The organism is Leeia sp. (assembly GCF_041909055.1).
Taxonomy (GTDB): Bacteria; Pseudomonadota; Gammaproteobacteria; order Burkholderiales; family Leeiaceae; genus Leeia; species Leeia aquatica.
In genome coordinates, this window is sequence record NZ_JAYREC010000007.1 from 44,485 (window position 1) to 58,715 (window position 14,231).

Annotated in this window: 15 protein-coding genes; 5 read left to right on the forward strand and 10 right to left on the reverse strand. The window is 63.3% G+C overall.

Translation table 11 applies throughout. The features are described from left to right. Positions 1-32: 32 nt before the first annotated feature. The 8 genes from ACE3O2_RS16235 to hutH all read right to left on the reverse strand — a co-directional run bounded on the left by ACE3O2_RS16235 (position 33) and on the right by hutH (position 8,752). Complete coding sequence (locus ACE3O2_RS16235) at positions 33-1,220, reverse strand: ABC transporter substrate-binding protein (RefSeq protein ID WP_374339293.1); 1,188 nt, start codon at positions 1,218-1,220, stop codon at positions 33-35. A gap of 208 nt (positions 1,221-1,428) precedes the next feature. Next, on the reverse strand, positions 1,429-1,929 hold the full coding sequence (locus ACE3O2_RS16240; protein WP_168878587.1) for a MarR family winged helix-turn-helix transcriptional regulator: 501 nt from the start codon (positions 1,927-1,929) through the stop codon (positions 1,429-1,431). Positions 1,930-2,023: 94 nt separating this feature from the next. Next, on the reverse strand, positions 2,024-2,968 hold the full coding sequence (gene hutG / locus ACE3O2_RS16245; protein WP_374339295.1) for a formimidoylglutamase: 945 nt from the start codon (positions 2,966-2,968) through the stop codon (positions 2,024-2,026). Between the two features lie 12 nt (positions 2,969-2,980). Beyond that, positions 2,981-4,195 (reverse strand): imidazolonepropionase, encoded by a 1,215-nt coding sequence (gene hutI, locus ACE3O2_RS16250; protein WP_374339297.1) that lies wholly within the window; start codon positions 4,193-4,195, stop codon positions 2,981-2,983. Continuing rightward, on the reverse strand, positions 4,185-4,820 hold the full coding sequence (locus ACE3O2_RS16255) for a HutD family protein (RefSeq protein ID WP_374339299.1): 636 nt from the start codon (positions 4,818-4,820) through the stop codon (positions 4,185-4,187). The genes hutI and ACE3O2_RS16255 overlap by 11 nt, the downstream gene beginning before the upstream one ends. 1 nt (position 4,821) lies before the next feature. Then, entirely contained in the window at positions 4,822-6,501 is a 1,680-nt protein-coding gene (gene hutU / locus ACE3O2_RS16260) for a urocanate hydratase (protein WP_374339302.1), read from the reverse strand. A 23-nt stretch (positions 6,502-6,524) separates the two neighbouring features. Continuing rightward, positions 6,525-7,220 (reverse strand): histidine utilization repressor, encoded by a 696-nt coding sequence (gene hutC / locus ACE3O2_RS16265; RefSeq protein WP_374339305.1) that lies wholly within the window; start codon positions 7,218-7,220, stop codon positions 6,525-6,527. Positions 7,221-7,222: 2 nt separating this feature from the next. Continuing rightward, a complete protein-coding gene (gene hutH / locus ACE3O2_RS16270) occupies positions 7,223-8,752 on the reverse strand; it encodes a histidine ammonia-lyase (RefSeq protein WP_374339307.1) in 1,530 nt (509 codons plus the stop codon). 114 nt (positions 8,753-8,866) lie between these two features. Between hutH and mutY the strand changes: the two genes are divergently transcribed. Genes mutY through ACE3O2_RS16295 form a run of 5 tightly spaced genes read left to right on the forward strand, consistent with a single transcriptional unit; the run spans position 8,867 to position 13,274 of the window. Continuing rightward, positions 8,867-9,919 carry an A/G-specific adenine glycosylase gene (gene mutY / locus ACE3O2_RS16275; RefSeq protein WP_374339309.1) on the forward strand — a complete coding sequence of 351 codons (1,053 nt, stop codon included), beginning with the start codon at positions 8,867-8,869 and terminating at the stop codon, positions 9,917-9,919. 58 nt (positions 9,920-9,977) lie between these two features. After that, positions 9,978-11,216: a bifunctional glutamate N-acetyltransferase/amino-acid acetyltransferase ArgJ gene (gene argJ / locus ACE3O2_RS16280; RefSeq protein WP_168878579.1), complete on the forward strand. Its 1,239-nt coding sequence runs from the start codon at positions 9,978-9,980 to the stop codon at positions 11,214-11,216. Positions 11,217-11,221: 5 nt separating this feature from the next. Further along, entirely contained in the window at positions 11,222-12,082 is an 861-nt protein-coding gene (locus ACE3O2_RS16285) for an ATP-binding protein (protein WP_374339311.1), read from the forward strand. Continuing rightward, a complete protein-coding gene (gene mutT, locus ACE3O2_RS16290; protein ID WP_374339313.1) occupies positions 12,079-12,849 on the forward strand; it encodes an 8-oxo-dGTP diphosphatase MutT in 771 nt (256 codons plus the stop codon). Before ACE3O2_RS16285 ends, mutT begins: the two co-directional genes overlap by 4 nt. After that, positions 12,846-13,274 (forward strand): hypothetical protein, encoded by a 429-nt coding sequence (locus ACE3O2_RS16295; protein WP_374339315.1) that lies wholly within the window; start codon positions 12,846-12,848, stop codon positions 13,272-13,274. The genes mutT and ACE3O2_RS16295 overlap by 4 nt, the downstream gene beginning before the upstream one ends. Before the next feature lie 8 nt (positions 13,275-13,282). Here ACE3O2_RS16295 and ACE3O2_RS16300 read toward each other — a convergent pair whose 3' ends face one another. Together ACE3O2_RS16300 and zapD are read right to left on the reverse strand one after the other, a co-directional pair. Further along, positions 13,283-13,474 carry a DNA gyrase inhibitor YacG gene (locus ACE3O2_RS16300; RefSeq protein ID WP_374339317.1) on the reverse strand — a complete coding sequence of 64 codons (192 nt, stop codon included), beginning with the start codon at positions 13,472-13,474 and terminating at the stop codon, positions 13,283-13,285. Continuing rightward, a complete protein-coding gene (zapD, locus tag ACE3O2_RS16305; RefSeq protein ID WP_168878639.1) occupies positions 13,474-14,229 on the reverse strand; it encodes a cell division protein ZapD in 756 nt (251 codons plus the stop codon). The genes ACE3O2_RS16300 and zapD overlap by 1 nt, the downstream gene beginning before the upstream one ends. Positions 14,230-14,231: the final 2 nt, after the last annotated feature.

Genomic DNA, 14,231 nt, shown 5'->3' on the forward strand with positions numbered 1-14,231 from the left:
GCTTAAGGGGGGAGGAGAGCCTGACCGCGCGATCAGTTCAGCAGCTTGCCGTCTTTATTGATCACCGCCATGTCCACATAGCTGGAACCACGGTGGTCTGTGGGCGAGTAGTTGATCTCGTATCCCCCCAGGCTCACGCTGCCCATGGACTCCAGTGCGCGCTGGATCTTCTCCCGGTTCATTTGCGCACCGGCCCGGTTGAGGCCTTCCACCAGCAGCTTGGCTGCCAGATAGCCTTCCATGGTGTTGTAGGAGAGTTCGGCCTGGTTCTGATACGGCGTCACCATCTCTTTGTGCTCACGCGCAATGATGGTGACCGGGTTGTAGGGGTTGGGTACCACCACGGTGAGACCAATGCCTTGTACGTTCTCGATGCCGGCCTCACGGATCAGCACCTTGGGGTTCACCACCGACAGGCCCATCAATTGGGTACCGGTCATCTTGCCGCGGAACTGTTTGACGAAGTTTGCCGTAGCCTGGGTTTCCGACACCATGATCACTGCTTGCGGTTGCGCCCGGGAGAGCATCAGCACCGGCTCGCTGACATCCAGCTTGCGCGGGTCATAGGCACTCTTGGCAACCAGTGTCATGTTGCGCTTGGCCAGTTCGGCCTCCACCGCCTTCAGCCCGCCCTTGCCGAAGGCATCGTCGGCATAGAATACTGCGATTTTCTTCATGCCCAAGTTGATGGCCTGCTTCACCAGTTTACGGGCTTCCTGGCTGTAACTGGCGCGCAGGTGAAACAGCTGGGGCACAAAGCCTTCCGAGTCCGGCATGGCCACATCGCTGGCTGTGGCGCGCAGTGCATCGGCACCGGTCAGCGGGGCAACCAGGGCAATATTGTTCTTTTGCAGCAGCTTGCTGCGCACCACCAGCGACACGGCAGCGGTCCCGGTATAACCAAACAGGACATCGGCCTTGTCGGTGTCGATCAGTTGCTGGGTAGCCTGGAAAGCCTTGGGTGCACTGCCTTTGCTGTCGATCACCACTTGCTTGATCTGGCGACCAAACACACCGCCATTGGCATTGACCTCATCGAAGTAAGCTTTGGCACCGACTACATACTCATTGCCGCTATGACCATCCGAGCCGGTCAGATCGACGACTTGACCTACAATGATGTCGGGTTTGCCGGCGGGGGCGGCAGCAGGGGCGGCTGAAACGCCGGTTGCGGTCAGGCTGCAGGCAGCCAGCAAGCTGACAAGATGTCGCAAGCGCATCGTGTGTATCCTCACTCTATGTCTTTGTTATGCCTGACGCACACCCGAAGGGTGATCAGTCGGTTGCTTCACCGGTGTTGGTCCCGATGTTGGCTTTCCGGGGCAAGTCTAATGCAATCAAAAAGGCTTGAGAATAGGAACGGACAGATTGAGCGCACGCTTGATCAAACGCGTGCGACATGTCAATCGGGTAGCGCCGCTTGCCGGCTTACTCGGAGTCCGAAACGGGTGGACGCAGCTTGGCCAGCAGCTGGCGCAACTGCATGCGCTCTTCCTCGTTGAGACGGGTGAACAGGCGGGCAATCCGCGCGTAGTGCGGTGGCAGCAGGGTGTCCATCAGATCACTGCCGGCCTGGGTGAGGCAAACCAGTGCGCTGCGACGATCGACCGGTGTATCCAGCCGGGCCACCAGCCCGTCACGGGCCAGGCGCTCGACGATACCGGTCATGGTCGGCGGCGACACATCCACCCCCTGCGCCAGGCGGGAGGGGGTCAGCCCGTCCGGGTGCCGCTTGAGCAACAGCAGTACGAAAAACTTGGTGGGCGACACACCATACTGCGACAGAAAGGTCTCAAACGCGTGGACCTCATCGCTGGCGGTACGCAGCAAAGTCAGCCAGCTTTCCAGCGCACTGATGTCCAAGTCCGGATAGCTGCGGGCAAAGCGCAGCATGGTGTCATGGCTGGGAAGTTCTCGCAGGTCAAACATGGTTGCGTACCGCTGAAAGGAAGGGGGGAATGTCGCTTGTTCGTCGCATTCTGTCAATTCCCTTTGGCTACGGAGTAGCGACCGTTGATCACCTTCAAACCCCGCGTGCCAGTAGCCAGACCAGACGGGCTGCCACTTTGGCGGTACGGTGGTCCTGATCATGCTGCGGATTGAATTCGGCCAGATCGGCCAGCTTTAGCTTGCCGCTGCGCAGGATGTCATCCAGCAGGGCCTCGATCACCGGTAGCTCCACCCCGTGCGCAGCGGGTGCCGAAACGCCGGGCGCCACCGCTGCGGGCAGCACGTCCAGATCAATGCTCAGGTATAACCAGTCGACCTCGGCTAGAAATGTTTCCAGCTGCGCACGAATAGCGGGCAGCTGGCTGATCAGCATCTGCTGGTCGGTCCGCCACCAGACGCCGAGTGACTCAGCGCGGGCAAACAGCGCCTGGGTGTTGGCGGTTTCGGCCACCCCCAGGCAGGCGTAATGGAAGGGCCAGCCGCGTGCCTGGCAGTCTTCCGCGATCTGGCGGAACGGGGTGCCGGAGCTGGCGCGTGCCGCTTGCCGCAAGTCAAAATGGGCATCGAAGTTGAGGATGCCAATTCGCGGAGGCTGTGCCAGGCTTGCTGCATGTGCCGCCAGTCCTTGCCAGCTGCCCCAGGCGATCTCATGGCCGCCGCCCAGCACGATAGGGGTGTGCCGGGCCGCCATGGCTGTAGCGACATGTGTGCCCAGCAGTGCTTGCGACGCTTCCAGCGCGTCGCCTTCACATACCACGCTACCGCCATCATAGACCGGCTGCGGGTGGTGCCAGGCCAGATTGGCCAGTGCCTTGCGGATCAGGTCCGGCCCGGCTTTGGCGCCGGTGCGGCCCTGGTTGCGCGCGACGCCGGCATCACAGGCAAAGCCGAGCAGGGCGAAGCCGGGCGCAGCCCCGGCCTGCAGTGCCTGCACTTGCTGGTGCCAGCGTAGTGCGCGCTCCCCTTCTTCGTCATCCACCCGGCCTTGCCATAGTTTGAAATCGGTATGCTGAAACATGAAGATTCCTTTTTAACTGGCCTGTCCGGCCACCCAGCGTTGCAACAGCGGTCTGGCGCCCAAGGTATAGACCAGTTCGCGCGGGTGATGGATGGCCCAGAGTGCCAGGTCTGCCCGCTTGCCCACCTCCAGCGTGCCCCGATCGTGCAGCAGACCGAGTGCACGCGCGGCCTCACGGGTGGCGCCCGCCAGTGCCTCAGCAGGTGTCAGGCGGAACAGGGTGCAGGCCATGTTCAAGGCCAGTAGCAGCGAGGTCATCGGCGAGGTGCCCGGATTACAATCGGTGGCAACGGCCATCGGCACCCCGGCGGCACGCAGCGCGTCTATTGGCGGCAGGCGGGTTTCGCGCAGGTAATAGAAAGCGCCCGGCAACAGTACGGCGACCGTGCCCTGCTGCGCCATGGCTTGAATGCCTTGGGGGCTCAGCCACTCCAGATGGTCTGCCGAGAGACCATGGTAACGGGCGACCAGCGCCGCACCACCCTGATCAGACAACTGCTCGGCATGCAGTTTGACCGGCAAGCCCAGTTGCTGCGCGCATTGAAACAGGCGCTCGGTCTGCGCCGGGCTGAAGCCGATGTTTTCACAAAAGGCGTCCACTGCGTCAACCAGCCCTTCGGCGTGCCACTGCGGCAGCCACTGGCAGATCGCGTCGATATAGCCGTCGGCATCCCCCGCAAACTCGGGCGGCAGCGCGTGGGCCGCCAGGCAGGTGCGCTGTACCGTTACTGCTCGAGCCTGCGCCAGTTGTCCGGCGACTCGCAGCATGCGCGTTTCGTCATCGCGGGACAGCCCGTATCCCGACTTGATCTCGACGGTGGTGACGCCTTCCGCCAGCAGGTCATCCAGCCGCCGCAATGCGGATTGCAGCAGCGTGGCTTCATCGGCTGCGCGAGTATGCTGCACGGTGGAGCGGATACCGCCACCGGCGCGCGCAATCTCCTCGTAACTGGCCCCCTGCAGGCGCAGCTCGAACTCGTGGGCACGATTGCCGCCGTACACCAGATGGGTATGGCAGTCGATCAGGCCCGGCGTCAGCCAGGCACCCTGACCATCCTGTTCCGGGCAATCGGGCAGCCCAGCGGGCAGGTCCTGCTCGGCGCCCAGCCAGGCGATGTGGCCATCCTGCACCCACAGGGCGGCATCTGGCAGCAGGCCGTAGTCGGCTTGCTCCGGTGCAAAGGTGGCCAGATGGACATGGCGCAGCAGGAAGCTGTCATTCGACATCGTGATCTCCACATCGATGAAGCTGGGCGATGATCAATCGCCCAGCCGGGTGCAGCTGCAGGGTTGGCGTGTCATTACGGCTCCAGCACAGCAAGCTGTCCCCTGGGTGTAGCAGCACGGTCTGTGGCAGATTGGGGGGCTCGGTTCCCGGCATCGGCTGTTGGGCGCGGGGCAGGGTAATGATGCAAGGCGCTGCGGTGGCGTGCAACAGGACCGTGCCACTGACCTCGAGCGCACAGGTTTGCTGCGTGCTGGTGAGGTTGCCGTGCCAGCGTCCACGCCGCAGCATCAGGTTGAAATCGCATACTAGGCCGCCGGGCAGGGTGGCGGTGATGCTGGCCTCACCGGCAAAAACATGGGCCGGGCTATCCGGCGACAGTGTCTGCACCGGCCCCGCTTCCTCCTGCAGCTGGAGTTGTCCATCCAGTAACAGCAAGTGGCGGTCCACCCCAGGAAAGCGGGAGAACGGCCCGCTGGCCGCAACTTCGGCGCTGCTGATGCGCCATTCAAAGTCGTCCAGACTGCTGTTGGCCGGAAAGCGGGCGATCTCCCGCGTCAGCCCGCCCCCGTTTTTCCACGGGGTGGGCGTGAGGCGGTGGTATGGAATGGTTTGCCAGTACAGCACGTCAGCCCGCGTTGCCCAGCATCGGCAGCTTCAAGCCCGCTTCGCGTGCGGTTTGCTGTGCCAGCGGGTAACCGGCATCGGCATGTCGCATCACGCCCGTGGCCGGATCATTGAACAGCACCCGGCCCAGCCGCTCGTGCGCGGCATCGCTGCCATCGCAGACGATCACCACGCCGGAGTGCTGCGAGAAGCCCATGCCGACGCCACCGCCGTGGTGCAGCGACACCCAGGTGGCGCCACCTGCCGTATTCAGCAGGGCGTTCAGCAGCGGCCAGTCAGACACCGCATCCGAGCCATCCATCATGGCCTCAGTTTCCCGGTTGGGGCTGGCCACCGAGCCGGTATCAAGGTGATCGCGCCCGATCACGATGGGTGCTTTCAGCTCACCGTTCTTGACCATCTGGTTGAAGGCTTGCCCAAGGCGGTAACGATCCTTGACGCCGACCCAGCAGATACGTGCAGGCAACCCCTGGAAGGCGATGCGTTCACGGGCCATGTCCAGCCAGTTGTGCAGGTGCGGGTCATCCGGGATCAGTTCCTTGACCTTGGCGTCGGTCTTGTAGATATCTTCCGGATCACCGGACAGCGCCACCCAGCGGAACGGACCCTTGCCCTCGCAGAACAGTGGGCGGATATAGGCGGGCACAAAGCCAGGGAAGTCGAAGGCGTTGTCCACGCCCATTTCCAGTGCCATCTGGCGGATGTTGTTGCCATAGTCGAGGGTGGCCGCGCCGCGTTCCTGCAAGGTGAGCATGGCGCGGACCTGCACCGCCATCGACTGCTTGGCTGGTTGCACAATGCTTTGCGGATTATCGTTGCGGGCGGCTTTCCACTGCGCCATGGTCCAGCCCTGCGGCAGGTAGCCATTGATCGGGTCATGCGCCGAGGTCTGGTCGGTGACGCAGTCCGGGGTAATGCCGCGCGCCACCAGCTCGGTGAACACGTCGGCGGCGTTGCCCAGCAGGCCGACCGACAGCGCCTGACCGTTGCGGCGGGCTTCGTCGATAATGGCGAGGGCTTCGTCCAGCGTGGTGGCCTTGCGGTCCAGATAGCGGGTCTTGAGGCGGAAGTCGATGCGCGACTCGTCGCATTCCACCGCCAGCATGGAGAAACCGGCCATGGTGGCGGCCAGCGGCTGTGCGCCGCCCATGCCGCCCAGGCCGCCGGTCAGAATCCAGCGTCCGCGCGGGTTGCCGTCGAAGTGTTGGTTGGCGACGGAGTAGAAGGTTTCATAGGTGCCTTGCACGATGCCCTGGCTGCCGATGTAGATCCAGCTGCCGGCCGTCATCTGGCCGTACATCATCAGGCCCTTGCGGTCCAGCTCGTGGAAGTGGTCCCAGTTGGCCCAGTGCGGCACCAGATTGGAGTTGGCCAGCAGCACGCGCGGTGCGTCGGCATGGGTGCGGAACACACCGACCGGCTTGCCGCTCTGGATCAGCAGGGTTTCATTGTCTTCCAGCGTACGCAGCGAGGCCAGAATCTGGTCGAAGCAGGCCCAGTTGCGGGCGGCGCGGCCAATGCCACCGTACACCACCAGCGATTGCGGATGCTCGGCCACTTCCGGGTCCAGATTATTCTGTAGCATGCGGTACGCGGCTTCGGTCAGCCAGCTCTTGCAATGCAGGGTGTTGCCGCGTGGGGCCTGGATGATGCGGCTGGGATCATGGCGTGGGTCGGTCATGTCAGGGTCCTTTCGGGTTCGGCTCAGAAGTGGCCGGTAAACTGATAACGGCTGCCGGGGTGCCACAGGTCGGCCAGTGAGGCCACCTGGCCTTGTGAAAAGGTGCGGCGGTGCAGCAGCAGGCAAGGTTCATGGGCGTCCATCTTCAGTGCGCTGCGGCAAGCCGCGTCGGCACTGCGGGCTTCAATGCGGTACTCCACTTTCTGCAGCGGGGCCACCCGCACCAGATACTCATTGGGGGTGATGAGGCTGAAATCCTGGGCCGCATATTCCGGTGCCAGTGCCGGGTTGACCCAGCGCTCTTCCAGCTGGATCGGCAGCCCATTCTCCAGATGCAGCAGGCGCGAGTGAAACAGTGGTGAGCGTGGCTTGACTTGCAGCTCCAGCGCCAGGGCATCGTCTGCCACCATCGCGTCCAGCTGCAGTACCACGCTTTCATGCCGGTGACCGCGTGCGGTGATTTCTTCCGCGATGCTGCGGATCTCCACCAGCGTGGACTGGTACTTGGGTTGCGCTACGAAGGTGCCAGCGCCTTGCAGGCGGGTGAGCACCTGCTCGGCGGTCAATTCGCGCAGCGCCCGGTTCACCGTCATGCGGGCCACCGCGAACTGGCGGGCCAGCTCGTTCTCGGAGAGCACCAGATCGCCTTCCTTCCACGCGCCGCTATGGATGCGGTCGAGGATGAACTGCTTGATCTGCTGGTAAGCCGGGACGCTCATGGTCAGCCCTGCGAAGCAAAGCGGAACGGGCTGTGCGCGGCAAATACGGCGGCGCTGACCTGTTGCTGGGTGACTGCTATGTCCGGTGCAAAGTAGCGGTCGATATCGTAATGCGGTACCTGGCTGCGCACCTGTTGCATCACGGCTTGCAGGCGCGGGCTGGTGATGTGCGGTGCGTGCATGTCCACCCCTTGTGCCGCCGCCAGCAGTTCAATGGCCAGGATGTTGGCCGTGTTCTCGGCCATGTCCCCCAGCTTGCGGGCGGCAAAAGTCGCCATTGACACATGGTCTTCCTGGTTGGCGGAAGTCGGCAACGAGTCGACGGAGGCTGGGTGGGCCAGTGTCTTGTTTTCCGAGGCCAGTGCCGCTGCGGTGACGTGTGCAATCATGAAGCCGGAGTTCACACCGCCATCCTTGACCAGGAAGGGTGGCAGGCCGGACAGGGTGGCGTCGATCAACAGCGCAATCCGGCGCTCGGACAGCGCGCCAATTTCGGCCACGGCCAGCGCCAGATTGTCTGCAGCAAACGCCACCGGCTCGGCGTGGAAATTGCCACCGGACAGCACTTCCAGCGTGTCCGGGAACACCAGCGGGTTGTCGGATACCGCATTGGCTTCGGTCAGCAGGATGCTGGCGGCGTGGCGAATCTGGTCCAGGCAGGCGCCCATCACTTGTGGCTGGCAGCGCAGGGAGTAAGGGTCTTGCACCTTGCTGCATTCACGGTGCGACAGGTTGATGTCGGAGCCATCCAGCAGCGTGCGGTAGGCTGCCGCAGCGTCGATCTGGCCCTGGTGGCCGCGCAGGGCGTGGATACGATGGTCAAACGGCTTGACCGAACCGGCCGCCGCGTCCACCGACAGCGCGCCAGACACCAGCGCGGTCTGGTACAGGTCTTCAATGTCGAACAGATGTTTGACGGCCAGCGCGGTGGAAGCCTGGGTACCGTTGAGCAGGGCCAGCCCTTCCTTGGCGGCCAGCGTCATCGGTTCACAACCGATGTGACGCAGGCCTTCCACGGCGCTGCAGCGGCGACCTTCAATAAATACCTCACCCACCCCCAGCAAGACCGCTGCCATATGCGCCAGCGGGGCCAGATCGCCGGATGCACCCACCGAGCCTTTGACCGGGATCAGCGGCAGCACGTCGGCGTTGTACAGGCGGATCAGGGCATCAATCACACGCAGGCGCACACCGGAGTGGCCGCGCGCCATCGACGACAGTTTCATCACCATCAGCAGGCGTACCACCGGGGCCGACATCGGCTCACCCACGCCGACGGCGTGCGACAGCACCAGATTTTTCTGCAGCAGCTCCAGCTGATCGTTCGGGATATGGGTACTGGCCAGGCGACCAAAACCAGTGTTGATGCCGTAAGCGGGCTCGCCTTTGGCGACAATCGCAGCTACCGCCTGCGCACCGGCTTCAATGACCGGAACAGCGTCCGCCGCCAGCTTGAGGGTCGTCCGGCTGCGGGCGACCTGCCGCAGTTGCGCCAGGGTCAGGTGGCCGGGGTGGAGGGTCAGTTCGGTCATGATGGCATCCTGTATAGACAAGTTCGTGCAGTATAGGAGAAAAAAATTGTCTATACAAGTGCTCGCGACAGGGTGTGCTACCATCGCAGCGGTCTGAAATGAGGTGGATGCAGCATGTCGGCAGTGTTCCAGCAACTGGTAGCGTGGCAACGTCAGCATGGACGGCGCGGCTTGCCGTGGCAGCAGTCGGCGGACCCTTACCGGGTATGGCTGTCCGAAATCATGCTGCAGCAGACACAGGTGGCAACGGTCATCGGCTATTACGAGCGCTTTCTGGCGGCGTTTCCGGATGTGGAAGCGCTGGCGGTGGCCCCCGCGGATGCCGTGCTGGCGTTGTGGAGCGGCTTGGGCTATTACGCCCGCGCCCGTAACCTGCATCGCGCCGCACAGCAGGTGGTGGCGCTGGGCGGCTTTCCGCGCACGCCGGAAGGCCTGCAGGCCTTGCCCGGCATTGGCCCCTCGACGGCGCACGCCATTGCGGCTTTCAGCTGGGGCGCGCCGGTGGCCATTCTGGATGGCAACGTCAAACGCTGGCTGGCGCGGTGGCTGGCGCTGGATGCGGACCTGAGCCAGAAGCGGGTGCATGAGCAGCTGTGGCAGCAGGCACAGGCCCTGGTGCCCGCAGATGCCAGCCATGCCGAGATGGTGGCCTACACCCAGGCCTGCATGGACCTCGGTAATTTGCGCTGTACCCGCCGCCAGCCGCGTTGTGACGATTGCCCATTGCAGAGCAGCTGTGCCGCGCATGCGCAGGGTTTGCAGCAGCAGTTGCCCCGCCCCAAGGTACGCAAAACCCAGCCAGAGCGTGCAGTGGCGCTATGGGTGTGCCTGTGGCGTGATCAGGTGTGCCTGCAACAGCGGCCCATGCAGGGGTTGTGGGGCGGGCTGTGGTGTTTGCCGGAGTATGCCGGGGATGACGAGATTGCGGTGCTGTCCGGCGCGGTGCCGCGGCAGCATTTACCCGCCTTTACCCACGTGTTTACCCACTTCCGCTTGCAGATCAGCCCCTGTCTGAGCGTGTGGCCGGAGGCCGCGCCTCCGCCGCTTGATGGGCGCTGGTTTACCCTGCCGGATGCCTTGCAACTGGGCTTGCCGCAGCCGATCCGAAAAATCCTGCAGGCAACGGCCGCGATGCAGCAGGATTTTCGTTTACAATCCGAAGCTTAATCTTGCCATTGCAGGATGCAGTGGTGCTGAACTCAACCCTTTCTGGAGTGCGCTGACCATGCCGGTGAACTTGCCGACCTTGCAACCTGCCGACCTGCTGCCGGTGCCCGGTGTTGAACTGGGCTGGGCGGAAGCCGGGATCAAGAAACCGGGCCGTAAGGATGTCCTGGTCATGCGCCTGGCAGAAGGCACGGCGGTGGCCGGGGTGTTTACCCGTAACCGTTTCTGCGCCGCGCCTGTCACCGTGTGTCAGGACCATCTGGCGCAGCGCCCGGCGCGGGCGCTGGTGGTAAACACCGGCTGCGCCAACGCCGGTACGGGCGAAATGGGCTTGCGTGATGCACTGGCGACCTGCCAGCGCGTCGGCGAGCTGCTGGATGTGCCGGCGCAGGCCGTGCTGCCGTTCTCGACCGGGGTGATTCTGGAGCCTTTGCCGATGGACCGCCTGCTGGCCGGGCTGCCACAAGCTGTGAGCCGCTTGCAGCCGGGCAACTGGTACGAGGCAGCGCACGCCATCATGACCACTGATGTCGCCCCCAAGGCGATGTCGCGCCAGCTGCAGCTGGATGGCAAGACCGTCACCATTACCGGTATCGCCAAGGGGGCAGGCATGATCCACCCCAATATGGCGACCATGCTGGGTTATGTGGCGACCGACGCGGCCGTGGCCCCCGGTTTGCTGCAGGAAATGACGCGCCGTCTGGCAGATGAGTCCTTCAACTGCATCACGGTGGATGGTGATACCTCAACCAACGATTCCTTCATCGTGATGGCGACGGGCCAGGCGGGCAATGCCCTGATTGCACAGCCGGGCCTGGCACTGGAGCAGCTCTACACGGCGCTGCGTGAGGTGGCACAGTTTCTGGCCAAGGCCATTGTGCGTGATGGCGAAGGCGCGACCAAATTAATGACGGTGGCGGTGGAAGGCGGGCGCTCGCTGGAGGAGTGCAAGGCGGTGGCCTACGCCATCGCCAAGTCACCGCTGGTCAAGACGGCGTTTTTTGCTTCCGACCCCAATCTGGGGCGGATCCTGGCGGCGATTGGCTATGCACCACGCGAATGCGCCAGTCTGGCGGATCTGGACACCAGCGCGCTGCAAGTCTATCTGGGCAAGGTGCTGGTGGCCGAGCACGGTGGCCGAGCCAGCAGCTACCGTGAAGAGGACGGCCAGGCGGTGATGCAGGAGGCCGAAATCCTGATCCGGGTGGTGCTGAACCGGGGTTCGGCACGCAGCACCGTCTGGACCTGCGATTTCTCCTATGACTATGTGAAGATCAACGCGGATTACCGGAGCTGAGCTGCATGAGCCTGGATATTCAGCAGCAGGTGCTGCAGCAGCTGGCCCGTATTGCCGATGCCCTCGAGGGCGGGGCATTGCCCGTCAACGACTGGCAGGCCAGTGCCTACCGCTGGCGGCGGCAGGGGGCGCGGGGCTATTTGCAGCCGGTGCCGCACTGGCACCGCATTGCGCTGGATGATCTGCACAGCATCGAGCCGCAGAAGCAGCAGATGCTGCAAAACACCCGCCAGTTTGTGGCGGGCCGTCCTGCCAACAATGTACTGCTGACCGGCAGCCGGGGGACCGGCAAGTCCTCGCTGATCAAGGCCATGCTGACCACCTTTGTCGATCAGGGGCTGCGGCTGGTGGAGGTGGACAAGAGCGAGCTGCAGGATCTGCCGGAGCTGATCGAGCAACTCTACGGGCGGCCTGAGCGCTTTATCGTGTTCTGCGATGACCTGTCGTTTGACGAAGGGGACGGCAGCTACAAGGCGCTGAAGGTGGCGCTGGATGGTACGGTGACGGCACCGGGTGAGAACGTGCTGATTTACGCTACCAGTAACCGACGCCATTTGGTGCCCGAGTATTTTGAGGACAATGCCCGCAGCAAACTGGTGGGCGAGGAAATCCATCCCGCCGAGGCGGTGGAAGACAAGATTGCCCTCTCGGAGCGCTTTGGTCTGTGGCTGTCGTTTTACCCGTTTGACCAGAACGAGTATCTGGCGGCAGCGGCACACTGGTTGCAGCATTTTGGCGCGGTGATGGATGAGGCCGCACGCCAGCAGGCGCTGCTGTGGGCGCTGTCTCGTGGCGGGCGTAGCGGGCGGGTGGCGTGGCAGTTTGCCCGCGATTATGCCGGTCGGCAAAGCGGGGTACAGTCATGACCAAGCGCTTCGTGCACGTTGCGGCAGGCGTGATCAAGCGCCCGGATGGCACGTTCCTGCTGGCCAGCCGTCCCGAAGGCAAACCGATGGCGGGTTATTGGGAGTTTCCCGGCGGCAAGATCGAGGCTGGAGAGTCCGCTGCGGAGGCCCTGCAGCGTGAGCTGCATGAGGAGCTGGGCATTACCGTACAGCAAGCACTGCCGTGGGTGACGCAGAACTTTGATTACACCCATGCGCGGGTGCGCCTGCACTTCTTCCAGGTGGAGCAATGGCAGGGTGAACCGCAGGCGCACGAGGGCCAGCAGCTGGCGTGGGTGTCACCTGCGCATCATGCGGTTGAACCGGTGTTGCCGGCCAATGCCGCGATCCTGCGCTGGCTGGCCCTGCCGGACCAGATGCAGGTGGGCAGTGCCGCGGCAGAGGGTGTATTGCTGCCACAGCCGCCGCAGCAGAGCCAGCGTGGCGAGGTGTGTGGTGTACTTGGGCCACAGCCCTTGCAGCATTGGTCGGCCAGCGATTTGATGCTGCAGTCGGCTCGGCCTGCCGCGGTGACCTGGTGCGGAGCGCAGGTCCAGTTGCACGAGCAGCTGCTGCATGCCGCCCGGCTGGGGCTGGACTATGTGTGGGCGGATGACAGCGTGACCCTGGCGGAGATACAGGCATGGTGTGTGGATGGCCCGCCCTTGCCCTTGTTTGCCAGCACGCACCGCTTCCCTAAGGGGCTGGCGGCGGCCCGTTACATCGGGGTGCACGGATTGCTGCGATGAAGTTGCTGTTTCGCGCAGGGTGGTTGCTGCTGACCCTGCTGGTGGTGGGGGCCTTGGCCTGGGGCTGGCTGAAGCAGCGTAGCCAGTTGACGGGCCACGTGGTAAGTTGTGCAGACCCATTGCAAGGTTGCCACTGGCCTAATCAGACCGGCTCGGCATTGCAATTGCGCTTTTTACAGCCTGCCTCTGGCCTGCAGCGGTTTGCCGTCACGGTCAGTGGCGTACAAGCAAAGCAGCTATCGGTGCAGTTTGATATGCAAGGCATGCAGATGCCGCCTGCTCGCTTTGCCCTGCAACAGCAAGCAGGCTCCTGGCAGGGTGCAGCCATCTTGCCGGTATGTGTGCAGGGGCGGCATGACTGGCAGGTGACGGTCTGGGCGGATGGTACGCCCTACCGCTTTCAGTTCCAGCAGCCATCACGCTGAGGCGCTGCTTAGTTCAGACGCTCTGCGCCGGTTTCGTCCTGATCTTCTGCGGCAACCCGGTATTGCTCCGTGGCCCATTGGCCAAGATCAATCAGCTTGCAGCGCTCGCTGCAGAAGGGACGCCAGCGGTTATCCGGTGAAAACGGGGTGAGGGTGCCACAGCTAGGGCAGGGAACCTGCCGGATCGTACGGGAAGGCATTACAGGTTGCAGTAGGTCAGGGTGAACGTCACATCGCAATCCAGCGTTTTCGGGCGGACTTCGCCGCCCGGGCTGGTGAAGCGGATATTGATGGCATATTTGTTGGCGGAGAGCTCGGGTACGCCAATCAACTCGTCCGGCATGTCGACGCGAAGCAGCTGCACCAGCTTGCCGCCCGACATCTGCTGGAACATGCCGTTGCGGGCAACGTACTGATGGGTTTTGCCGGAGTCTCGCAAGAGGCGCAGCACGATGGCGACGCCATCGCGGATGGGCAGCAGCGGCTTCATCCAGGCAACGAGATCATACTGCCGCACCATGGCTTCGTGGTTCAGCCAGAAATGGTAGGACGGGATGTCAAACTCGCAGACCCCACCCGGGATGCTCATGCGCTGCTTGATGCCCATCAGCCACTCGTTCTCGCGGATGTGCTGGCCAAACTTGCCGGTGACTTCCAGCAAGCGGGCACTGGTCTGTTCGATCTCCTGCAGGATGCGGTCCAGCGCATCTTCTGAAATCTGTGGATTGCTGCGCAAGGCTTCCAGCGTGGTGCGCTGGCGTTCCAGCTCTTGCAGCAGATCAGACTTCAAATCCGCACGCGCGCCAATTTCGATGATCTCGAAAAGGGTCTGCAAGGCAAAGTGGTGTTCAAATCCCGCCGTCTTGGCGGAAAAGTGCTCAAAGCGCTCGTACAGGTCTTCCAGCCGCAGCAAGCTGCGGATGCGTTCGCTCAAAGGGAACTCGTACTGGATCACGA